The organism is Winogradskyella sp. UBA3174 (assembly GCF_002364335.1).
In the GTDB taxonomy this organism is placed as follows: Bacteria; Bacteroidota; Bacteroidia; order Flavobacteriales; family Flavobacteriaceae; genus Winogradskyella.
This window is the reverse complement of sequence record NZ_DEXW01000062.1, coordinates 75347-99378: the sequence shown is the minus strand read 5'-3', so window position 1 is coordinate 99378 and position 24032 is coordinate 75347. Positions and strand designations below refer to the sequence as shown.

Here is a 24032-nt window from a genome sequence, read left to right as displayed (position 1 = left end):
TTGTGTTATTTAGTTGAACGTTACATAGGTTAAGCAATTTCGGTAAATTTTTATGACTATAAAAACTTTACCGGCTAAATTATAGGTATCGTTTCTAATAAAAATGTTACATAATTTTTATTAGAAATTCTTGTTTGATACCTTTATCAAAAAAAAATTATGAAAATTACAAGACTAATATTGTTAGCAATAATTACAACATTAGCAAGCTGTAAAAAAGAAAAAACTGATGGATCAGTTGCTATTTCCACTGTTAAGATTACACCGATTAAACATGGTACTTTAGTTTTAGAGACTAATAAGGATGTTATATATATTGATCCTACTGGTGGTAAGGAAGCTTTTAAAGACCAAAAAAAACCAACATTAGTTTTGATAACAGATATACACGGAGATCATTTAGATATTAAAACTTTAGAGTCTTTAGATCTTGATGACACTATGATATTAGGTCCTAAAGCTGTTATGGAGCAATTACCTAAAGATTTAGGAAAAATAATGGTGACTTTAAATAACGGGAATTTATATAATTATAAAAAATTATCTATTGAAACTATTCCCATGTACAACTTAAGAGAAGAGGCTTTAAAATTTCATCCTAAAGGAAGAGGTAACGGCTACGTTATTACTATTAATGGAGAGCGTATCTATATTTCTGGTGATACAGAAGATATTCTAGAAATGCGTAATCTTAAAGATATAGACAAAGCATTTGTCTGTATGAATCTACCTTATACAATGACTGTTGGTAGTGCTGCTAGTGCCGTTTTAGAGTTTAAACCAAAAAAAGTTTACCCTTATCATTATAGAGGAACCGAAGGTCTAAGCGATATAAATAAGTTTAAGTCTATTGTAAATGAAGCTAATGAAACTATAGATGTTATTTTCTTAAAGTGGTATTAAACACGTTTATAAATCATAATTATGTTAAAATTTAGATTGTTAATAAGTTGCTAAAACTTGTATTTGGACGGAAAACATTGCTTATCAGCCGAATTACCAAGCGTTTAATCGGTGAAATTGACAATAAAATATCGTAAATTATTTAAAATTAAGTGTTTATCATCCATTTTCTTTCTATATTAGCACCATAGAACCCAAATTTAATAAATTCAATCATGTGTAATAACCTGCTTTATAAAGCCTTAGTTGTGACTACCACCCAACTTACGATGATTTTAATAACTGTAGCGTCCATTTTTCTTGTTTTTATAATTATAGCGATACTTAAAATGTATAAGTTAAAAGCTGAGAATAAAAAATTAATGGAAACTAACGCTTTTAAAGATGTTGATGAATCTTACAAAGATTTTACTAGTGGGCATCTTTATGGTGATAATTAATTTTAATTATGGAATTAATTTCAACCAACGATTCATCTGAAAAAATTATAAGTATTCTAGCTATCGGTTTTTTGACACTATCAATTTTACTTGTTCTTAATTTAATTAAAGTTAACAAACTAAAATCAAAAATAAAACAATTAGAAAACGATAAAATATAATAAACAAAAAAGCCAGCAAATGCTGGCTTTTTTAGTTCACTAAAGTGTAAAATATTATCTTACTAATTTTCTATACTTAATACGTTTTGGCATTAAATCACCACCTAAACGTTTCTTCTTATTTTCTTCGTATTCACTAAATCCACCTTCAAAGAAATAGACCTGAGAGTCCCCTTCAAAAGCTAAGATGTGTGTACATATTCTATCTAAGAACCATCTATCGTGACTAATAACAACCGCACATCCTGCAAAATTCTCTAAACCTTCTTCTAGTGCCCTTAATGTGTTGACATCTAAATCATTGGTAGGCTCATCTAAAAGTAATACATTACCTTCTTCCTTTAGCGTCATCGCTAAATGTAAACGGTTACGCTCACCACCTGAAAGTAATTTTACTTTTTTGTTTTGTTCACCTCCAGAGAAATTGAATCGGCTTAAATAAGCTCTAGAATTTACTTCCTTTCCTCCCATCATAACCAACTCTTGCTCATCACTAAAGTTTTGCCAAATTGTTTTTTCTGGATCTATGTTAGAATGTTTTTGGTCTACGTAAGCAATTTTTGCTGTTTCACCGACTTTGAATTCTCCTTTATCAGCATTCTCTTCTCCCATTATCATTCTAAAAATTGTTGTTTTACCAGCACCATTTGGCCCAATAACACCAACAATTCCTGCCTGCGGAAGATTGAAATTTAAATCATCATATAATAATTTATCATCATAACCTTTAGCTACTCCGATAGCTTCAATCACATTTGTTCCTAAACGAGGACCATTTGGTATATAGATTTCTAATTTTTCATCAAGTTGTTTTTGATCTTGACTCATTAGCTTATCATAATTCTTTAAACGTGCTTTTTGTTTGGTCTGACGACCTTTAGCTCCCTGTCTTACCCAATCGAGCTCACGTTCTAAGGTTTTCTGACGCTTAGATGCAACCTTACTTTCTTGAGCCATACGTTTAGACTTTTGGTCTAACCAAGAAGAGTAGTTACCTTTCCAAGGAATACCCTCACCTCTGTCTAACTCTAAAATCCAACCTGCTACGTTATCTAAAAAGTATCTATCATGTGTTACAGCAATTACTGTTCCTTTATATTGTGCTAAATGATGTTCTAACCAATGTACCGATTCTGCATCCAAGTGGTTTGTCGGTTCATCTAATAACAAAACATCTGGTTCTTGTAAAAGCAAACGACATAGAGCAACACGACGTCTTTCACCACCAGAAAGTACACTTATTTTTTTATCACCATCTGGTGTTCTAAGTGCATCCATTGCAATTTCTAACTTGGTATCTAACTCCCAAGCACCTGCAGCATCAATCTGATCCTGAAGTTCTGCTTGACGATTCATAAGTTTTTCCATCTTATCAGCATCGCTATAGACCTCTTCTAAGCCAAATTGGTCATTGATACTATTATATTCGTCTAAAATGGCAACCGTTTCAGCAGCACCTTCTCTAACGATTTCCATTACCGTTTTGTCTTCATCTAATTTTGGCTCTTGTTCTAAATAACCAACGGTATAACCTGGTTGAAATGTAACATCACCTTGATAGTTTTTATCAACACCTGCAATAATCTTTAACAATGTAGATTTACCAGAACCATTAAGACCTAAAATTCCAATCTTAGCTCCGTAGAAAAAACTTAAATAAATATTCTTTAATACTGGTGTGTTTGCACCAGAAAAGGCCTTTGTAAGACCAGACATTGCAAAAATTACTTTTTTATCATCACTCATTATACACGTCCTTTTAAAGCGTTAAATACCCATGCAATTGCAAAAAAGCCTATTCCTACAGCTGCAAATCCCCAACCTGCGACATCATCATACCTAAATGCACCTAATGCAATTAATCCTAATCCTACTAAGATCATTACTGTGGTAGCCCATGCTAGCACTGTGTTTTTATTCATCGCCATATTCTTATTCTGTTAGTTTTTGATAATTAATCGAAATACAAATATCGTGAAATAAACCAAAAAAAGCACCCTAAATAAGGATGCTTTTGACACAAATTAGTATTAGCACCCACTAGTACATGGGTACTTCTATGATTATCAATTGAGAATCGTGGGTCGCATTAATTTTAAGACTTTCAAATTCTGAAACACCTAAAGCGTCTCTCTCAAAAAGTAAATGACCTTCTACTTCCACCTCTCCATCTAAAATAAAAATATATAATCCATTTTGTTTAGACTTTAAACTTATATCTATTGATTTATCTCTATCTAAGCTAATTCTATAAATATAGGCTTGTTGACTTATTGGTAAAGCATCACCTTCTAATTTATCTTTTGGAGCCACAACTGTTTGAAGTCGATTTACTTTACCTTCTTCAGAAAAAATACGTTGTTCGTAATTCGGTTTAACACTCATTTCTTCAGGAATAATCCATAACTGAATAAAATTTACTTCATCCGTTTTACTATCGTTAAATTCTGAATGTGACAAACCTGTTCCTGCACTCATCACTTGTACTTCACCAACTTCAATAGCCTTTTTATTACCCATATTATCCTTATGAGATAAAGCACCTTTTAATGGAATAGAAATAATTTCCATATTCTGATGCGGATGTGTTCCAAAACCCATTTTCGGTTGCACAATATCATCGTTTAGGACTCTTAACATTCCAAAATTATTACGCTCTGTGTTTTGATAACTCGCAAAACTAAAGCTATGATACGATTTTAACCAGCCTTGATCTGCATGTCCTCTTGTATTTGCTTTGTGTATTATAGTTTTCATGATATTTAATATATTATATTTAATTCGGTGTAAGAAATCCCATTTTACCCATTTGATAATCTCGCATAGCTTCCATTAGCTCTGTTTGTGTATTCATTACATAAGGCCCATAAGTTTTAACAGGTTCATTGAAGGGTTCGCCAGATAAGAATAACAATAGACTATTATCTTCCGCCTCAATTGAAAATCCTTCTCCATCTTGATTAAACTGAATCATTTGGTTTTTATCCAACTCTAAGATTGTTGCACCGTTAACTTTTACTTTCCCTTTTAAAAGATATAATAGGCCTTGATGCAAATGTGAGAACGTAATAGATTCGCTACCATTAACTTTTGCCTCAATCATAAAAGCATTAACTGGTGTTTGCGTTGCAATTATTCCGTAAGTCTGATTTAACTCACCAGCAACTATTCTAGTTTCTACTTTTTTATCATCTGAGGTTGCAACTCTAAAATCCTCATATTTTGAATGTTGATAATTAGCTTCCATCATCTTTTTCTCTGCTGGAAGATTCAACCATAGTTGAATACCCTCAATGGTTCCTCCTTTTTTAACGAAGTCTTTTGTTGGTCCTTCTGCATGAATAATACCACGACCAGCGGTTGTCCATTGAACATCACCAGCTTTTACAGTGCTTTCATTCCCTAAAGAATCGCGATGTAACTGTTCTCCTTGTACCAAAAATGTTATAGGCTCAAAACCTCTATGTGGATGTGGCCCTAAATCAAATGGATTACTTTTTTCATTGATTTCATAAGGTCCATAATGATGCAGTAATATAAATGGATCTACCATATCTAATTGTTGTGTTGGTAATGGCTGACGCAATCTTATTGGCCCCATGTTTACGAAATCACTTCTCCATATGTCTTTAATTGTATTTAATTTCATCTCTTTTCTTTATTAAAATATTTTCCATGGAAAATATTTAGTTAAAAAAATACCTAGCGCATTTTATCTAATAAATTACTTAAATTTTCTGCCTCGTCTTCATTTAAATTTTTGAGCAACTCTTTATTTAAGCTTTTGGGAATCGTATTTAATAGACGCTTCCCATCTTCTGTAATAATAATCTTAACCACACGCCTATCGTGTTCAGAGGGCAATCGTTCTATATAATCTTTAGCACAAAGCTTATCCATTAATCGGGTAGCATTTGGTGAACGTTCTAACATTCTATCTTTAATAGTTTGAACATTTAAAGCCTCATCTGAGCCATTTAAAATTCTAAGAATATTATACTGTTGCGGCGAAAGACCAAAGTCTTTGAAAAACTCGTTTTGACAACTTGTTATCCAATTCGCTGTATAAATAATATTTAATAACGCCTTAACACGGTTATTTTCGAATTTAGAATTGATATCTTTTGCTAAATCACCCATATTAAATGCTTTCAGCAAGCTGATTTACTTCTTCTAACAATTGATCATTTAGTTCTTTATTCGTAATCTTCCCATCTAGGAAGTTATCACCAAATGATGGTAAGCTAAAACTTCCAACTATGTTTCCACCCATAAAACCAAAACGGCCTTGCGCAATTTGTAATCCTGTAGATCCACCTCTAGCTCCTGGAGATGTAGCCATTAATAACATTGGCTTATTGCTCCATAATTTACCATCAAGTCGAGACATCCAATCAAATAAATTTTTGAATACGGTTGCATATGTTCCGTTATGTTCTGCCAATGATAATACGATACCGTCTGATGACTTAACTCTGTCTAAAAACTTTTGAGCATTATCTGGGATGCCATCAGAAAGCTCTAAATTCATACTGTAAACTGGTAATTTAAAATCATTTAAGTCTAAGACAGTTACATCTGCACCATCTACTAATGACGCTGCATAAGTTGCTAATTGTTTATTGATTGAGGTTTTACTATCACTTCCTGCAAATGCTATTATATGTTTCATATCTTTTTTGTTGTTATTAAGAAATCAAATTTACAATAAAAATATTTATATTCCAAGGAATATAATTCCATGTAATTAATATTTAACATTTCATTTAGATTAATCGTTTAAATTCTCATTATAAACTTTCGTAAATTCGTGCAAAACAATTCTCTATTAATGGATATTAAATTCAATAAAAACGAAGATCATAATAAACTTCTACTCTCTGACCTTAATAGGCGTTTAGCTAAGGTAAAACTTGGTGGTGGCGAAAAGAGCATGGAAAAGCATCGTGGTAAAGGTAAAATGACTGCACGTGAGCGCATCGATTATTTACTAGACACAAAAGCTAAATCTATTGAGATTGGAGCTTTTGCTGGTGATGGTATGTATGAGCAATACGGAGGTTGCCCTTCTGGAGGTGTTGTTATTAAAATCGGATATGTAAAAGGGAAGCAATGTATTGTTGTTGCCAATGATGCCACTGTAAAAGCTGGCGCTTGGTTTCCTATTACGGGTAAAAAGAACTTACGCGCACAAGAAATTGCAATGGAAAACCGATTGCCTATCATTTATTTGGTAGATAGTGCAGGTGTCTTTTTACCAATGCAAGATGAAATTTTTCCAGATAAAGAACATTTTGGTCGGATATTTAGAAACAATGCAAGAATGAGTAGTTTAGGAATAACCCAAATAGCTGCGGTTATGGGGAGTTGTGTTGCAGGTGGAGCTTACTTACCCATAATGAGTGATGAAGCTTTAATAGTTGATAAAACAGGCAGTATTTTCTTAGCAGGAAGTTATTTGGTAAAAGCTGCAATTGGAGAATCTGTAGATAATGAAACTTTAGGTGGCGCAACCACACACTGCGAAATTTCTGGTGTTACAGATTACAAAGCTAAAGATGATGCAGCTGCTTTAGATAAAATTAAAAGTATAGTTGACAAAATTGGTGATTTTGATAAAGCGGGATACAATAGATCTAAAGCTTTAAAACCAAAAGAGAATCCTGAAGATATCTATGGCTTACTTCCTAAAAGTAGAGCTGATCAATACGATATGAAAGAAATTATTAAGCGTATCGTTGATAATTCTGAATTTGATGAATATAAAGAAGATTATGGTAAAACTATAATTACCGCTTATGCTCGTATTGATGGTTGGGCCGTTGGTATAGTTGCTAACCAAAGACAATTAGTTAAAACTGCAAAAGGAGAAATGCAGTTTGGAGGAGTAATTTATAACGACTCTGCAGATAAAGCCACCCGTTTTATTGCAAATTGTAATCAGAAAAAGATTCCATTAGTATTCTTACAAGATGTTACTGGCTTTATGGTTGGTAGTAAGTCTGAACATTCGGGAATTATTAAGGATGGCGCCAAAATGGTAAATGCTGTGAGTAATTCTGTAGTACCAAAATTTACTATTATTCTTGGTAACAGTTATGGAGCCGGAAATTATGCCATGTGCGGAAAAGCATACGACCCAAGGTTAATTGCAGCTTGGCCAAGTGCAGAATTAGCAGTGATGAGTGGAAATTCTGCCGCTAAAGTGTTATTACAAATCGAAACAGCATCACTTAAAAAGAAAGGTGAGACGATTACAAAAGAGAAAGAAGACGAATTATTTAATAAAATTAAGTCGAGATATGACGACCAAGTATCACCTTACTATGCAGCATCTCGTATTTGGACAGATGGTGTTATAGACCCACTAGATACACGAACTTGGATTAGCATGGGTATTGAAGCTGCAAATCATGCACCTATCGATAAACCATTTAATTTAGGCGTGTTGCAAGTTTAATATGCCAAACAAAACAACTAAGAAACAGCCTCTATATGTAATATTATTATTGATATTAGCAGCAGAGGCTGTTTTTATTTTACCCTTTGTTTTACAGCGTATATTCAGAACTACTTTTTTAGAGTCCTTTTCTATTAACCAGACTGAACTTGGAAGTTGCTTTTCTATTTATGGTATTGTTGCTTTATTTTCTTATTTGTTTGGTGGACCACTTGCTGATAGGTTTAAACCAAATATCTTAATGTCAGTAGCATTAATTCTAACAGGTTTAGGTGGCTTATATTTAGCAACTTTTCCTAATCTTTATAATCTTCATATTCTATACGGATTTTGGGGGTTTACAACTATATTTTTGTTTTGGGCAGCAATGATAAAAGCGACTCGAATATGGGGAGGAAGAGATAAACAAGGCATCGCTTTTGGATTTTTAGACGGTGGTCGCGGTTTAGTTGCAGCGCTTTTTGGTTCCGTTGGTGTCATTATCTTTTCACTATTTATAACAAAAGATATCGAATTAACTTCGGTTGAAGAACGACGTATTGCCTTCAAAGAAGTTATCACATATACATCATTTGCTGTTATTACCGTTGGGATTATCGTGTTGTTCTTTTTGAAATTAAATATAGAAAAGACTTTAACGTCACAAAAGCCCTCAAAACTTATTACTATTGAAAATTTTAAAATCGTCATGAAGTTTAAAGCCGTTTGGTTACTTATGATTATTATTCTATGTGCTTACTATAGTTACAAAATGACTAACCTTTTTAGTCAGTATGCTGAACAAGTAATGGGTTACAACAAAATCGAAGGTGCTAAAGTTGGTACGTATTTATTATACATGAGACCCGTTATCGGTGTCATAATTGGACTATTAGCCGATAGAACAAAAGCCAGTCTCTGGATTATTGTAGGCTTCTTTTTAATGGCAATAACAAGTTTAGTTTTTGCGCTTGGCATTATAAGCGACTCAACTTCTTTATTGTTTATTTTATCTATAGGCACTATGGCTATAGGTGTTTATTCAGCAAGGGTTTTATATTTTGCTACTTTAGAAGAGACTAAGATTCCCATAGCAGTTACAGGAACAGCTGTAGGGTTTATTTCTGTTATTGGCTACACACCAGATATTTTTACAGGCTTAGTTAATGGTTATTTTTTAGATAAATACAATGAAGTAATTGGACATCAAATTGTATTTGGAATTATGTTTGGTTTTGCTGTTATTGGGTTTATAGCATCCTGTAAATTGTATAGATATTCTAAACTAAATACCTATTAATTCCCTTGATGCGATTTAACTCTAGGTATTGTCAGCAGCTTTGTTTGACGACCATTAACATACCTAAAACCATCTGAACCCCAAAATCCAGCTTCTTCTAACATAATTCTTATATCGCGTTTCCATTCTGGAATAGTAACTGTAGTATTTAATTCTATAGCGTAAACTGTGTTTTCGTGTACTGGATAGTCACCAGTAACAGGAACTCCTCCTTGTGAATCCCACATACCTAATGTTGCACCAGAAGAATGACCGTAAGTTCCTAAAGGATGTGTGTAAATTGATGGACGTAGCCCTTCAGATTTGGCTTCACTTAAGGATTCTTTTAAAACTTGGTTTCCAGTTTTGCTCGTTTCAAAATTAGATGTAAATATATCTTGAACGCGATTCCCGTCCTTAAGTGCATCAACTAAAAATTTAGGTGGCTTAGTTTCGTTTGGTTTTAAGACATAGGCCAATTCTTGACAATCTGTATTTAATCTTAAATACGTTATTCCGAAATCGCAATGCACTAAATCACCTGGTAAAATTACCATATCTTCTGGACGATCTGAAAATGCATATAAATGATTACCTAATTCTTCTGCTGTGCGTTGCACATCTACTGTTGGATGAAACCATGTTTCTAAACCTAAAGCAGTTACTTTATCTCGCATCCACCACTCCACATCTGTAGTTGTAGTGATACCTGGTGTAATTACTTTTTCTGAAAAAGCTTCTGCAATAATATCGTGTGTAATATCAACGAGTTGATTATAAATTACCATTTCGGTTTTTGTGCGTGTTTCAATCCAACCTATTGCTAATTGCTCCGCAGACTTTACTTTAGACTTATGCTTTTTTGGAAGATATGACATAAAAGCTTCATAATCTGTTTTAACCAAGCCGTCGCAAATATTAAAACTTACCGAGTAATTTAGGCCTATTGATTTAGGATTACGTTCTTCTATAATCTGCATTAATCGTTTCCATTGGTCAGGCTCTTTATCTTTATCCCAAGCCGAAACTATATTTTCTCCAAAATTATATCTGGCGACTGCCAGCTTTTCAATCGTATTTTTTTCTTTATTTCTATAGAATACTAAAATTGTTCTGCGTCTTGCATTTAGCCAAGTTGCAGGTAACATGGTTTTTAAAACAGGATCTTCGTTGTATTCTCTTGAAATTAAAATCCACATATCAAAGCCTGTATCATCCATCAATTTTGGTAATAGATTATTGAATCTATCTTTTAATATATCATCAACGACTTCAGCACGCTGTCGCTCCGGAAGTATTTGTTGACTATAAAGCGATAGAGATATTAAACAAAATATAAACCTTAAAATATGCATTTTTTTTAAAATTACGATTAAAGTAAAATTAAGGAAATTAGAAGATATATTTCAAAAAACATTATCATTAAAAAAACAGATGAAATACTATTAAATAGAATAAAATACATATAAATGTAAGAATTAACTTTATAATTATATACGTTTTATCGAAAAACTGATAATGTATCACAATACCAAGGCGAACGTACATATATTACCACTTACTTAACCTACAAGTAATTATGAAAAAAACTGCATTTACCCAAGCCGCGCTTATTGTATTATTTACAGTTTGCTTTTTATCTACTACTAAAAATTTAATAGAAAAAGTCAGCATAAAGTCTTCATTTACAACAGATTCAGCTCTAAATAATAAAAAAAATAAAACTATTATTTACGACTCTGCAAAAGGACTAAAAACCGATAAACTGATTAAAAACTTAAAACAATTAGATGTTTTTGATAAAAATGGAAGAAAAGTTCTATCTATTAATAAATTTGGTTCTACTATTTTTCTGAATTCACTTAAAACTGGGAGTTACTCTATTAAGGTAGAATCTAAAAAAGGCGAAATAGAATATATGAAACTAATTAAACGTTAAATATTATTAACGATAGTAAATAAAAAAGGAGCGCAATAGCGCTCCTTTTCTTTATATATACTATTAAAACTAGTTTGATGAATCAGCACGCTTTGCTTTCTTCTCTTCTCTAATTTCTTTAAAACGTTCTATAGCTGAACCAGTAACCCAATAAGGAATAACAAAGGTTAAAAGGAATATCATTAACCAAAATCCTATTGTTAATATCGTTAAAAATGCTAAAAATCCTAAATACTGATCAAACTCGAACATAACTTTTTTAATTTTTCTTATAGATAGTACAAAGATATAACCAATTAATAAGTTTTACAATAGCTACATATAGATTTATTAACAGCTTATTAAAAAACTTAAGGCTATAACCCTACTATAAGTTATTAATATGGTAATTCACCAAGCCTTCAATAGGTCTTCTTTCAAAATTACCTACGGTAAACCCAAATTCTTTAGCAACTTCTTTAATTTCTTCCTGAGCGAAAAATGCTATAGAACCTGCAAAATGAACTGGGCAGGTTTTTAATTCTTCTTTAAATTGAAGAATCATGTTTTCTGAAAATAAGCGTATACCTCGTTTTATTAATTCTTTAATATAATCTGAATCTTTATTAATAAACATAAATTCGGCATGACTCGCTAAATAAGCACTTGGATTAACCTGTTTATATAAATTATATTTAATAAAATCTGAATCTAAGTTATGCTTATGAGCAAAAGCAATTTTTATAGTATCTGGCATTTTATTAAAATAGTAATCTCTAATGAGTTGCTTACCAAAATAATTCCCACTAGCATCATCCATTAATGTATATCCAAGGCTATCTACACGTTGATGCAAATTCTTACCGTCATAATAACTACAGTTAGAACCTGTGCCTAAAATACAAACTACTGCAGATTCGTCATTCTGATTTATACATGCTCTTACAGCAGCATATGTATCTTCTCTTACTTCTACAAACGCCTTAGGGAAATATGTTTCTAGTATAGATTTTAATAAAAGTGTTGGCTTTTCAGTTCCGCAACCTGCACCATAGAAAAACACATGAGTTACTTCATTGGCAATAGCCATTAATTCTTTACTCTTTCTTATGGTTTTCCTTAACTTTTTTTCACCAATTATTGCTGGATTCAAACCTTTGGTCCTAATCTTATCAGCTGCTTTTTCACCACTTTTAGCAATAGCTATCCAGTCACATTTTGTTGAACCTCCGTCTGTTATTAAAATCATATTATATGTTATAAAAAAAAATCCGTAGAAAATGAAAAATCATAACCCTACGGAGTTTCATAATTAATATTATTTTTTCTTAAAGGTTATTCACCTTTTGAGCTAAATCTACAAGTTTGTTAGAATATCCAAATTCGTTATCGTACCAAGATATTAATTTAAAGAATTTAGAATTCAACTCAATCGATGCATCAGCATCAAATACACTTGTTCTTTCTTCGCTAACAAAATCTTGCGATACAACTGCATCTTCAGTATAACCTAAAACACCTGCCATAGAACCATTAGCTGCTTTCTTCATTGCTGCTTTAATTTCTTCTAAAGAGGTGTCAGATTTTGTTTTAACAGTTAAATCTACCACAGATACATCGGCAGTTGGTACTCTAAAGGCCATACCAGTTAATTTTCCGTCTAATTCAGGAATTACTTTTCCTACCGCTTTTGCAGCACCAGTTGACGATGGAATAATATTTACAATAGCTGAACGACCTAAACGGTAATTTTTACGTGAAGGTGCATCTACAGTAAATTGTGTAGAAGTTGCAGCATGAATTGTTGTCATTAAAGCCTCTTCAATTCCAAAATTATCCTCAATAACTTTAGCTAAAGGTGCTAGACAGTTAGTCGTACAAGATGCATTAGAAACTATAGTATGATCTGCAGTTAGGGTATCATCGTTAACACCCATTACAAACATAGGTGCATCTTTACTTGGTGCAGAAATTACTACTTTTTTAGCACCACCATCTATATGAAATTGTGCAGTTTCTAAAGTTGTAAATATACCTGTACACTCAGCTACTACCTCAGCACCTGCTTCGTCCCACTTTAGATTCTTAGGATCTCTTTCTGCTGTAACTCTAATTGTCTTTCCGTCTACAACTAAGTGACCATCTTTAACTTCTACTGTTCCGTCAAATCTTCCATGAACAGAATCATATTTTAAAAGATAAGCTAAATGCTCTACATCTAATAAATCATTGATTGCAACGACATCAACATCATCTCTTTTTACTGTTGCTCTGAATACTATTCTTCCTATTCTTCCGAATCCGTTAATACCTAATTTTAAATCTGACATATTACTATTAATTAATTTTATCTATTGTTATTAAACTGACATTATATCTGAAACTCTAAGAAGTTCCATATTTATTTTTGATTTTCCTTTTACTGCTTGATCGAATGGTGTCAGCTGAATCATATCATTCTTAAGGCCTACCATAAAATTACTTTCACCCTCTAAAAGACTTTCAACGGCTTTTACTCCCATTCTACTAGCTAAAACTCTATCGAAACAAGATGGTGAACCTCCACGTTGTAGATGACCAAGAACCGAAACTCTTACCTCATACTCAGACATGTTTTCATCAACATAATCCTTGAGTTCAAAAACACTTTTACCTATTTTGTCGCCTTCTGCAACAACAACAATACTAGATGATTTACCAGATTGTTTACTTCGACGCAATGATTCTAATAAGCGATCTAAACCTAAATCTTCTTCTGGTATAAGAATTTCTTCTGCACCAGCGCCAATACCAACATTTAAGGCTATATGACCAACATCGCGCCCCATAACCTCGATAAAAAACAGTCTGTTGTGAGAACTCGCTGTATCTCTAATTTTATCTATAACTTCTACAACAGTGTTTAAAGCTGTATCGTAGCCTAATGTATGTGTTGTGCCAAAAATATCGTTATCTATGGTTCCAGGAATTCCCATTACCGGGAAATTAAATTCTTGATTAAAAATCATAGCACCAGTAAAACTACCATCACCACCAATAACAACAAAAGCTTCAATACCAGCTTTTGTTAACTGCTCATGAGCTTTAACTCTACCTTCTTTTGTTCTAAACTCTTTAGATCTTGCTGTTTTTAAAATTGTACCGCCTTTGTTAATGATTCCTTTTACGCTACGTGCATCCATTTTTATGAAATCACCTTCAATCATTCCTTCATAACCACGGTAAATTCCGAAGCATTCTATGTTATGATAAGCGCATGCTCTAACAACAGATCTGATAGCTGCATTCATACCTGGAGAATCACCACCAGACGTCATAACTCCTATTTTTTTGATTGTATCAGACATGTATCTTATTTGTTTACAGTAAAATTAAGGAACTAAACAAAAAAAAAAGTGACTATTTTCATAAAATAATCACTGCATTTAAAATTCAAACGTTTTCGTTAATAAGTATTTTGCAAAAGATTGAGAATATCTAATCTTCAGACTTCGTTTTCGTGTTCTTCTTTTTCATTTCAATAAAATTTGGCATCATTTCCGAATCCTCCTTATTATTTTTTTCTTCTTTTTTATCCTTTTTTCTCTTTTTATTTTTACCAGTAAATATAATATCTACTAGCTCTTTAAATGTATTAAAATCTACACTATAAGACAAGCCAATACCTTGAGTAAATCCTATTTCTTCACCAAAATTTCTAATAGTATTTTCTCTATTAAACACCTTAGCTCTTAAAGTACCGTCATCGTTTAATAACCAATCTATTTGCACATCACCAGTAATTGTAGTTTGCTGAGCGCTTCCAAATGGTACACCAACCTTACCGTTAACTAAAATTTTATCGCTAATTTTTGTTTGAAGCGTTACGCCAAAACGATTATTGGTTTGTAGCTCTGGCGTGTCTTGACCTAATTCAAAATCGAAACCTATATCTAAATTACCATTACTACCACCAAATAAATTATTAATGATACCAGATAATCGTTCTGATATGGTGCCTGTAAAATTGGCACCTCTAACTCCGTCAGAAAAGCCACCTGTCATCAAAAATATCAAAGCTTGATTCTCTCGCTCTTCTTTCGATGATAGTCTGTAATCTAATTCAGACTTTACTGTAGAGCTTACGCCTGGGAATCTAAAGTTAAACTCAGGTACTGGTTGTTCTAGTTGACCTGTAAGACCTATTTCTACTTCAACATCTATAGATTGACTTATTGGATTGTCTAATAATACAGATGGGTTTGCTGAACCTTTATATATCGCTTTTAAGTTAATCGCTGCTTTCATAGGATCACCTTCCCAAACGATATCACCTTCCTCTACATTAAACTTCTTTTCTACTAAGCCGCCATATTTAAAATTATAAAACCCTTCGAATACTGTAAAATCTCCCCACATATTAAAAGTTCCGTTTGTATTTATTAAAAACACTAAATTCCCTTCCCCTTTTCCTTTTATGGTGCTACCGGCTTCTTTATCTATTACAATTTCTATAGTTGCATTTTGCTTTACATTAAGATCAAATTTCAATTCTAAACCTTTAACTTTAATTTGCTCCGAAATTTTGCCATTAACTCTAGCTAATTTTTCTTCTGGACTTAAAAAGTGAATAAAAGAATTATCACCAAAACTTTCTGAATCATTTAATGGAATATTAAACACTGTACCATCTGCAGTACTGCCATCAAAATCTATAACTAACTGATCGGTAGGTCCTTTTATTTCAGCAGAACCACTCACAAAACCATCACCGTAATACAAGGCGTCTTCAGACTCTTCAGTATTTAAAACCAATAAGCGGTCTGTAGTTAACTCTAGTCCTAGTTTCCAATCAGAAAAATTATCATGTTCTATAAAACCATTCAAATTACCTTGTGAGAAAAATTTAGAATCTGTCATTGCAACGTTATTAAAAATAAAGCGTTGTCCTTTTAGAGTAACTTTAGAATCAAAGTCAAAACCATAGTCTACATTAAGATATGGTATAGAAAGGCCAGCTCTATCTAATAACAATTCACCATTTATACTTGGTTTTTGGAGACTACCTGTAACTTTAGCATTACCAGATACTAAACCTCTAATGTTATTAATTACACCTTCTCCCAAAGGGTTTAGTGGATCTAATAAAAACTCTTCAAAATCTACATTAAGGTTAATCTTAGGATTGTTTTCTGCTATATCTATAGTTCCATTTGCAGCTAACGATGTTAAATTATCATTTACAAGAGACACATCTACTTTATAATTTGTAATAGAATTGTTGCCTTCTACCTTAGCTGTTAACTCCCCTAAATCATAATCATTTACAAATAAATTGCTCACCACTACATCTGATTTCGGAAGGTAAACACCGTTTGTTTGACGTAAATCTAACTTACCGTTAACAATACCTTTTAGCGCTAAACTATCTATACGTGGCGTAATTTTAACTAACTGAACCTCCTTAAAGTCTATATTTATGTTTTTATTAGACTCTCCCTCAACCGTACCTGATAATAATATTTCTTCATTGCCTTGATTTATCTTAATAGGAAAAACTTCAATGGATTTAAAACCTCTATCAAAACGTATTTTATTGAGCGTATCCTTTTTAGAGTTTATAAACCAATCGTAGCCTTTAAAGGTTACATCAGATTTTCTAAAACCTACAACAGATTTATTAGTTTTATCTATGGTGTAAAATAAATTAAGGTTAAAATTATCAGCATTATTTTTACCACCCTTAAATTCTGATTTTATTAGCAAGGTATCTCGTTTAGTAACATTAATAAGACTAAAATCAGAAGCATTATAAATACCTGCACTAAGACTATCTATTTCTATAAACGTATTAAATAAAGGGTTGCTGTTATCTACGCTTAAGTTAATATTGTTAGCGAAGTAATCTTCAAACTTAATTTCGGGTGAGTTAAATCTAAGGTTAAAGCCTTTCTCATCAGTCTCTATTCTACCTTCTATAAACGTGTTTTTACCTAGCGTTAAATCTTTAAAAAATACAGCTGCTATTTTAGAATAAATATTGAATTTAAAATCGAGATATTGCTCCTCATCAACTTCATTTGGTATATAGTTAGTGTATATACTACCAACGGAATTCTCTATAAGTTTTAAGATATCCCTATATTTAAACTTACCAGAAACAGTACCGTTTATAATATCTGGCGAGTTAACAGAAATATTTCTTTCTCCGTCCTTAAAAAATGAGACAATATCAAAATCTTGAAAATTATAATCACCATCCTGATTTTTATATGTTGTGTTTTTAATGTTTATGGCACCGCTAACATTGTCGTAACTAGAGCCTTTTACAGCCATATTCACTAAACCTTTAAATTCCGATAAACTGTCTCTAATAACAAAATTTAATACTCTTAAATTAGCATAGTCTACGTTCGCTTTAAAATCGAATGTGCTTATTTCTTTAGAAAAATCCAACAGTCCGTTAAAGTCTACCTTAAGATTTGGATCATTTGCTTTAAGAATACCATTATAAATTTTATTTCCTAAATCACCAGATAGATTAATGTCTTGGTATACATAACCATTATAATCTAAATTAAAAATTTCACCTTTAATATCGGTTCTTAAATTATCTAGTGTAAACCCTTTTCCATCGACGTCTACATTTGCAGATACATTTTTAACCAACGGATCATTAATTAGTGTCCCAATATCAAAATCATTAAAAACAACATTACCAACGTAATTAGCATTATCAATATCATCAATATTAGTTAACTCTAAGTCCGAATTAATTAATCCTAAATCTGTATCTATTCTTATTCTCGCTTCTATGCGCTTTGCTGTAATGTATGAGTTTCCTGTTATTCTAAAATTTCCAACTTTAGAAAAGACAGTTGGTATTGACTTTCCAAGAATATTAGGTAGTAGCGCTGTTAAATCATTATAGTTAGATGCTAAATTATTGAATTTTCCCTTTAGAGCAAAACTATCTTCGTCGGTACTAAACAAATTCTTAAAAGTTATATCACCTATAATTCTTGTATTCCTTGTTGTACTTACATTTAAGTTTGTAGCTGTTAAATTATTTAAGGTTCCTGATAAATCTGTATTTAGCGTAGCTCTTTGGTTTATGCCAAATTCATCAAAAAATACATTAAGCTCGGTTAGCGAAATTTCCGAATCCTTAAAACTTGCCGTTACATTAACTTTATCTGTAAAATCCTTTAAATCTTCGCGTTGGTAACCAAAGCGTAGATCACCTTTTAACTCAGAGCCTTGCGTTTTTAAATTTAAATCTCCAAAATTCATGTGATCTAAAGCGTATTCGAAATTTGCCATTAAATTTTTAACAGCAATACCTCTACTATCTTTAAAGCTGAATTTATTTATTCGACAATTAACCTCCGGGCCATTAATTAAAAAATTAGTTGTATTCGCATTTAGATCGCTAAACTCAAATACCTGAGGTATTTCTTTATTCTCATCAATAAGTCTGAATATACCGTCTTCTATAGAAACATCACTCGATGAAAACAAAAACTCACTTGGACCTTCTCTCGGATTATCATCATCAAATTTAGCCACAAAGACATCTAGATTTGTATCTACCTCGCCTTTATATGTTTTTAAATTGAAAACCACATTGTGAATATCAATATCCCCAAAATTGAGTTTACTATTATATAGGTTTTTAAAACTAACAATTGAGCTATTCAACTCACCTATACTTATCAGGGTATCTCTTTTATAATCTCTTATAAGAATTTTTTTTAACTCTATATCACCATTTAACTGAAGACCAACTTTACCAATATTAATGTCTGTCTTAAAATTCCTGTTTAATATACTTGTAGTGTATTTACCGAGCTTAGTCTGAACTGCCGGAATCGAAAGTACCAAAAATAAAATAAGAAATAATAGCAATAATATTGCTGTAATCTTTCCTACTATTTTGAGTATCCGTTTGATAGAAATTATGAGTTTTAATAGATGAAATCTTTATTACCTTTGTCCATACAATACGTTGTTAAATACAGCATTAGACTATTATGGGTAAAATTAACAATTATTGTACCTAATATCGACTATGGAAAAAGAAAATATTTATATCCTTGGTATTGAGTCCTCATGCGATGACACATCTGCCTCTGTATTATGTAACGACAGAATTTTAAGCAATGTTGTTGCAGTCCAAAAAATACATGCAGAATATGGTGGTGTGGTACCAGAATTAGCCTCTAGAGCGCACCAACAAAACATAGTACCTGTTGTAGACCAAGCACTAAAAAAAGCAGGTATTTCTAAAAATCAATTAAGTGCCGTAGCTTTTACACGCGGACCTGGCTTAATGGGTTCTTTATTAGTAGGTACTTCTTTTGCAAAATCTTTGGCTTACGGGTTACACATTCCGCTAATAGATGTTAACCACATGCAAGGTCATATTTTAGCCCACTTTATTGACGAAGAAAATCACTCAAAACCTATTTTTCCGTTTTTAGCGATGACTATTTCTGGCGGACATACGCAAATTGTAAAAGTTTCTAATTATTTTGAAATGGAAGTCTTAGGCGAAACTATTGATGATGCTGTTGGTGAAGCTTATGATAAAAGCGGAAAAGTCTTAGGACTTGGTTATCCTGCTGGTCCTGAAATAGACAGACGTGCTCAACTTGGAAATCCGAAGGCTTACAAATTCACTAAGCCAAAAGTAGCAGGTCTTAATTTTAGTTTTTCTGGACTTAAAACATCTATTTTATATTTTGTACAACGCGAAGTTAAAGCCAATACAAATTTTATTACAGAAAATCTTAATGACATCTGTGCATCTATACAATATACAGTCATTGGTATTTTAATGGATAAACTAAAGTTAGCCGTAAAACAAACTGGGATTACTCATATTGCAATTGGTGGTGGAGTTTCTGCTAATTCTGGTATTAGAAAAGCACTAAAAGATGCTGAACAAAAATTTGGCTGGACAAGTTATATTCCTAAATTTGAATACACCACAGATAATGCTGCAATGATAGCTATTGTTGGTTATTTAAAGTATTTAGAAAAAGATTTTTCAGATTTTGATGTCATGGCTACTTCACGATTGAAGATATAATTGTTAAAATACTGGTTAACATCCTTATAAAAACTTCATCTCAATTGTATCTTAAAATTTAGTTTTTTACTGAAAACCCAAATCGAGAAAAATCATATAAAAATGAAGACATTAAAAGTTTACTTTTATTATTGGTTTGCTTCGCTATTTTTTATCCTATTAGTGCTTTATTTTTTTAATAGTGATGACGCAGTTATAGATATAAATATTCATGATACTTATTATGTGATTAAAAATTATGCCCTCTCAGAATCATTAGCAATCTATTTCGCGTTAATTGGTTTTATATATTGGCTTTTCAGCATTGATAAAATACAAATAATTGTTTTTCTAAAAGAAACCCATACTTTATTAACTTTGGGTTTAATACCTATATATTTTATCGGGTATTTTCTTTTGGACAGGGTAATAGAATCTAAATTCCTTTTATTTGATGAAACTTCAAAACTAAATTTATTTATAACGATTTTAGTGATCGTATTTATAGTATCGCAATTGTTATTTATTTTGAATATAATACTAAGTACAGCAAAACATTTTACCAGGAAAAACTAAGCTTCAAATGCAACTATTTTACAATCCCAACATTTCAGAAAACGATTCTACTTTTAACTTTGACAAAGAAGAAAGTCGACACATCGTAAAAGTACTTCGTAAAAACGTTGGTGACCAATTACACATTACCAATGGTAAAGGTTGGCTATTTGAAGCTGAGTTAAGCTTAGCAGGCATTAAGAATTGTTCAGTAAATATTACGTCTAAAACTTTGAAACCTAAACGCAACTACAATTTACACTTAGTAGTCGCACCAACCAAAATGAATGATCGCTATGAGTGGTTTTTAGAGAAAGCTACTGAAATTGGGATTGAAGAAATAACACCAATAATCTGCGATCATAGTGAGCGAAAAGTTCTAAAATTAGAACGCTTCAATAAAATTATACAATCTGCAATGAAGCAATCACTGCACTGCTACTTACCAAAACTTAATGAGCCAAGAGCTTTTAAGGATTTTGTAAATCAAAACTATTATAATAAAAAATTTATTGCACATTGTGAAGAAACAGATAAAAAATCACTTAAATCACAACTGATTGAAAATGAAGATTGCCTCATATTAATTGGACCCGAAGGTGATTTTAGCGTTAAAGAAATCGAAATGGCTTTGCATCATAATTTTATTCCTGTAACTTTGGGTGAGACGAGATTACGCACTGAAACTGCTGCTATTGTAGCTTGTCATTCAGTCGCTTTTATAAATGAATAACTATGAAACTATTTTTTTCTCTTTTCTTTTCGCTTTTTTCTTTAATACTTCTATCTCAAGATGTCGCAGTACTAAAGTATAAAGGTGGTGGTGATTGGTATGGTAATCCAACCGCTTTACCAAATTTGGTAAAATATTGCAATGATAACATTAACACTAATATTAATGAGAATATTCAAACAGTAGAAGCTGGTAGCACGGATATTTTTCAATTTCCATTATTACATATGACAGGTCATGGCAATGTCTTTTTTAGCGATGACGATTCAGAAAATTTAAGAAATTATTTAATCTCTGGCGGATTTCTTCACATAGATGATAATTATGGAATGGAACCTTACATTACAAAAGAGTTAAAGAAAATATTCCCAAATAGCGAATTAATAGAAATCCCAAAAGACCATAAGATTTTTAGTACGGCTTACAGCTTCCCTCTAGGTTTACCTAAAATACATGAGCATGATGGTAAAGCACCACAAGCTTTCGGTATTTTTCACGAAAGCAGATTGGTGTTGTTATTTACTTTTGAAAGTGATTTAGGTGATGGTTGGGAAGACCAAGAAGTACATAGTGACCCAGAAGATGTTAGAGAAAAAGCGCTAAAAATGGGAGCAAATATTATTAAATATGCTTTTGAGAATTAAAACAGACAAAAGAACCAAGAATAAAGACTAAATATAGACATGAAGAAATTTTTAATTAAAGATAAGATCTTTGCGTTAGTCTTAGTGATAGCATTTACATTTCAATCTATGGGTTCAATAAATAGTCACACTTACACAACAGGTATTTCATCGTTTCACGAAAACTGTCCTACAGGAATAACTTGCTGTTTCGGACACTCGTATCATACTATTTATCAATGTGGAACTCCTTCTCATTTTGAACTCTAAATAAACTGAATATATTGCAATTAACCCACCAAAATAGGAATTTCAAACAACAAAAACACTCAATCACTTTAGTCTGTGATAACATTACCAATGCGCCAAATATTGGTAGTTTGTTTAGAATAGCAGATGCTTTCGGCATCGAAGAAGTTGTTTTTTGCGGAGAAAATGTGACATTAGGAAAACGAATGACTAAAACATCGCGATCTACAGAAAACTACATTGACCATAGATTTGAAACCGATATTAATACGGTCGTAGATGAATTAAAATCTAGAGGCAATTATGTAATCGCTTTAGAGATTACCGAGACGAGTACAAATCTTAGCGAATTTGAACTAAAAACCAAACAACCCATAACTTTAATCCTTGGAGATGAAAATTTTGGCGTTTCAGAAACACTCCTCAAACAATGTGATGCCACTGTTCAGATTAACATGTATGGTAATAATAGTAGTATGAATGTTGTGCAAGCTACAAGTATTGCGCTCTACGAGCTTACTAAACAACTAAATTCTTAAATTTGTGGTGCTGAATTTATTTCAGCATCTTTGATTAAATTAATTGAGATGAACTCAAAAATTATTGCAAACGGTATTTTAAGAGCACTTGGCATTCTATTAGCCATTATTTTGGTTGTCTTCTTTTTTTACAAGATTCAATCCGTAATTGTTTACATCGCTGTTGCTGCGGTAATTTCATTAATCGGTCGCCCAATTATATTATTTCTAAGACGAAAATTAAAATTTAATAACACAATTGCAGTAGTTACAACAATGGTTTTGCTCATTGGTGTACTGATAGGTTTAGTAGTTATGTTTATTCCGCTTGTTGCAGAACAAGGTCAGAATTTAGCATTGCTTAATATTGAACAGTTGCAAACAAATGTTGAAGATTTATACAACCAAATTGTGACTTATTTTGAATTTCAGAATATCGATGTAGAGCAATCTCTTAAAGACTCTAACTTACTTTCAAAATTAGATTTTGCCGTTATCCCTAACTTTCTCAATAGTTTTATAAGCGGACTTGGTAGTTTTAGTATAGGCTTATTTTCAGTGTTATTTATTTCATTCTTCTTTTTAAAAGACAGCAAGTTATTTGAAGATGGAATTATGACCTTTATTCCAACAGGAAAAGAAACAGGCACAAAACGGTCTTTCACTAAAATTAAAGATTTACTCTCTCGTTATTTTGTTGGGCTTATTTTTCAAATTCTTATTCTATTTATAATTTACACTATAGTACTTCTCATTTTCGATATTGATAATGCAGTCGTCATTGCCTTTTTATGCGCACTACTAAATTTAGTACCTTACGTAGGTCCTTTAGTTAGTGGTTTTTTAATGTTATTATTAAGTATGTCTAGTAATTTAGGTGAAAGTTTTAGCCAAGTTATTTTACCAAAAACCACGTATGTAATGATAGGTTTTGTGGTAGCACAATTGGTCGATAATTTCTTTAGCCAACCCTATATCTTTTCTAAAAGTGTAAAATCACATCCTTTAGAAATTTTCTTAATTATTATTATCTCAGGAATATTATTCGGTATTGTGGGCATGATTATAGCTATACCAACTTACACCGCTATAAAAGTGATTCTGAAAGAATTTTTATCTGAATATAATTTTGTACAAAAACTCACAAAAGGTTTGTAAAATT

Annotated in this window: 24 protein-coding genes; 12 read left to right on the top strand and 12 right to left on the bottom strand. The window is 32.0% G+C overall.

All coding sequences use genetic code 11. From position 1 onward, the window contains the following. The first annotated feature begins 159 nt into the window (after nt 1–159). Complete coding sequence (locus B2U95_RS11995) at nt 160–903, top strand: MBL fold metallo-hydrolase (protein WP_296316772.1); 744 nt, start codon at nt 160–162, stop codon at nt 901–903. Nucleotides 904–1151: 248 nt separating this feature from the next. Continuing rightward, entirely contained in the window at nt 1152–1343 is a 192-nt protein-coding gene (locus B2U95_RS11990; protein WP_296316771.1) for a hypothetical protein, read from the top strand. Nucleotides 1344–1558: 215 nt separating this feature from the next. On the opposite strand, the gene ettA is transcribed toward B2U95_RS11990, so the two are convergent. The 6 genes from ettA to B2U95_RS11960 form a co-directional block, all read right to left on the bottom strand. After that, complete coding sequence (gene ettA / locus B2U95_RS11985) at nt 1559–3250, bottom strand: energy-dependent translational throttle protein EttA (protein WP_296316770.1); 1692 nt, start codon at nt 3248–3250, stop codon at nt 1559–1561. Then, on the bottom strand, nt 3250–3432 hold the full coding sequence (locus B2U95_RS11980; RefSeq protein ID WP_296316769.1) for a CAL67264 family membrane protein: 183 nt from the start codon (nt 3430–3432) through the stop codon (nt 3250–3252). The genes ettA and B2U95_RS11980 overlap by 1 nt, the downstream gene beginning before the upstream one ends. Before the next feature lie 112 nt (nt 3433–3544). Beyond that, complete coding sequence (locus tag B2U95_RS11975) at nt 3545–4261, bottom strand: pirin family protein (RefSeq protein ID WP_296316768.1); 717 nt, start codon at nt 4259–4261, stop codon at nt 3545–3547. A gap of 19 nt (nt 4262–4280) precedes the next feature. Continuing rightward, complete coding sequence (locus B2U95_RS11970; RefSeq protein WP_296316767.1) at nt 4281–5153, bottom strand: pirin family protein; 873 nt, start codon at nt 5151–5153, stop codon at nt 4281–4283. 53 nt (nt 5154–5206) lie between these two features. Next, entirely contained in the window at nt 5207–5644 is a 438-nt protein-coding gene (locus tag B2U95_RS11965; RefSeq protein ID WP_296316766.1) for a MarR family winged helix-turn-helix transcriptional regulator, read from the bottom strand. Between the two features lies 1 nt (nt 5645). Continuing rightward, a complete protein-coding gene (locus B2U95_RS11960; RefSeq protein ID WP_296316765.1) occupies nt 5646–6176 on the bottom strand; it encodes an NADPH-dependent FMN reductase in 531 nt (176 codons plus the stop codon). 159 nt (nt 6177–6335) lie between these two features. On the opposite strand from B2U95_RS11960, the gene B2U95_RS11955 reads away from it, so the two are divergent. After that, on the top strand, nt 6336–7964 hold the full coding sequence (locus B2U95_RS11955; protein WP_296316764.1) for an acyl-CoA carboxylase subunit beta: 1629 nt from the start codon (nt 6336–6338) through the stop codon (nt 7962–7964). A gap of 1 nt (nt 7965) precedes the next feature. Beyond that, nucleotides 7966–9243 carry an MFS transporter gene (locus B2U95_RS11950; RefSeq protein ID WP_296316763.1) on the top strand — a complete coding sequence of 426 codons (1278 nt, stop codon included), beginning with the start codon at nt 7966–7968 and terminating at the stop codon, nt 9241–9243. Here the strand turns inward: B2U95_RS11950 and B2U95_RS11945 are convergent. Next, entirely contained in the window at nt 9240–10577 is a 1338-nt protein-coding gene (locus B2U95_RS11945) for a M24 family metallopeptidase (protein ID WP_296316762.1), read from the bottom strand. The genes B2U95_RS11950 and B2U95_RS11945 overlap by 4 nt on opposite strands. Before the next feature lie 224 nt (nt 10578–10801). Here B2U95_RS11945 and B2U95_RS11940 point away from each other — a divergent pair, with 224 nt between their 5' ends. Next, nucleotides 10802–11161, top strand: a complete 360-nt coding sequence (locus tag B2U95_RS11940) for a hypothetical protein (protein WP_296316761.1) — start codon at nt 10802–10804, stop codon at nt 11159–11161. 69 nt (nt 11162–11230) lie between these two features. Here B2U95_RS11940 and B2U95_RS11935 read toward each other — a convergent pair whose 3' ends face one another. From B2U95_RS11935 to B2U95_RS11915, 5 genes are all read right to left on the bottom strand, one after another. Next, the gene (locus B2U95_RS11935) at nt 11231–11413 is read right to left on the bottom strand and encodes a hypothetical protein (protein WP_296316760.1); all 183 of its coding nucleotides are present in this window, start codon (nt 11411–11413) and stop codon (nt 11231–11233) included. Between the two features lie 115 nt (nt 11414–11528). Continuing rightward, nucleotides 11529–12389 carry an N-acetylglucosamine kinase gene (locus B2U95_RS11930; RefSeq protein WP_296316759.1) on the bottom strand — a complete coding sequence of 287 codons (861 nt, stop codon included), beginning with the start codon at nt 12387–12389 and terminating at the stop codon, nt 11529–11531. A 79-nt stretch (nt 12390–12468) separates the two neighbouring features. Then, complete coding sequence (gene gap, locus B2U95_RS11925) at nt 12469–13470, bottom strand: type I glyceraldehyde-3-phosphate dehydrogenase (protein WP_296316758.1); 1002 nt, start codon at nt 13468–13470, stop codon at nt 12469–12471. Nucleotides 13471–13500: 30 nt separating this feature from the next. Next, nucleotides 13501–14487 carry a 6-phosphofructokinase gene (gene pfkA, locus B2U95_RS11920; protein ID WP_296316757.1) on the bottom strand — a complete coding sequence of 329 codons (987 nt, stop codon included), beginning with the start codon at nt 14485–14487 and terminating at the stop codon, nt 13501–13503. A gap of 130 nt (nt 14488–14617) precedes the next feature. After that, entirely contained in the window at nt 14618–19027 is a 4410-nt protein-coding gene (locus tag B2U95_RS11915) for a translocation/assembly module TamB domain-containing protein (RefSeq protein ID WP_296316756.1), read from the bottom strand. Between the two features lie 163 nt (nt 19028–19190). Between B2U95_RS11915 and tsaD the strand changes: the two genes are divergently transcribed. The 7 genes from tsaD (at nt 19191) to B2U95_RS11880 (ending at nt 24028) form a co-directional block, all read left to right on the top strand. Further along, nucleotides 19191–20213 (top strand): tRNA (adenosine(37)-N6)-threonylcarbamoyltransferase complex transferase subunit TsaD, encoded by a 1023-nt coding sequence (gene tsaD / locus B2U95_RS11910; RefSeq protein ID WP_296316755.1) that lies wholly within the window; start codon nt 19191–19193, stop codon nt 20211–20213. Between the two features lie 102 nt (nt 20214–20315). Continuing rightward, a complete protein-coding gene (locus B2U95_RS11905) occupies nt 20316–20768 on the top strand; it encodes a hypothetical protein (protein ID WP_296316754.1) in 453 nt (150 codons plus the stop codon). Between the two features lie 7 nt (nt 20769–20775). After that, on the top strand, nt 20776–21480 hold the full coding sequence (locus B2U95_RS11900) for a 16S rRNA (uracil(1498)-N(3))-methyltransferase (protein WP_296316753.1): 705 nt from the start codon (nt 20776–20778) through the stop codon (nt 21478–21480). Nucleotides 21481–21482: 2 nt separating this feature from the next. Continuing rightward, nucleotides 21483–22124 (top strand): DUF4159 domain-containing protein, encoded by a 642-nt coding sequence (locus B2U95_RS11895; protein ID WP_296316752.1) that lies wholly within the window; start codon nt 21483–21485, stop codon nt 22122–22124. A gap of 39 nt (nt 22125–22163) precedes the next feature. Then, nucleotides 22164–22373, top strand: coding sequence for a hypothetical protein (locus tag B2U95_RS11890; protein WP_296316751.1), 210 nt, complete (start codon nt 22164–22166; stop codon nt 22371–22373). A gap of 14 nt (nt 22374–22387) precedes the next feature. After that, nucleotides 22388–22891 (top strand): TrmH family RNA methyltransferase, encoded by a 504-nt coding sequence (locus B2U95_RS11885; protein ID WP_296316750.1) that lies wholly within the window; start codon nt 22388–22390, stop codon nt 22889–22891. Between the two features lie 48 nt (nt 22892–22939). Then, the gene (locus tag B2U95_RS11880) at nt 22940–24028 is read left to right on the top strand and encodes an AI-2E family transporter (protein ID WP_296316749.1); all 1089 of its coding nucleotides are present in this window, start codon (nt 22940–22942) and stop codon (nt 24026–24028) included. Nucleotides 24029–24032 lie beyond the last annotated feature (4 nt).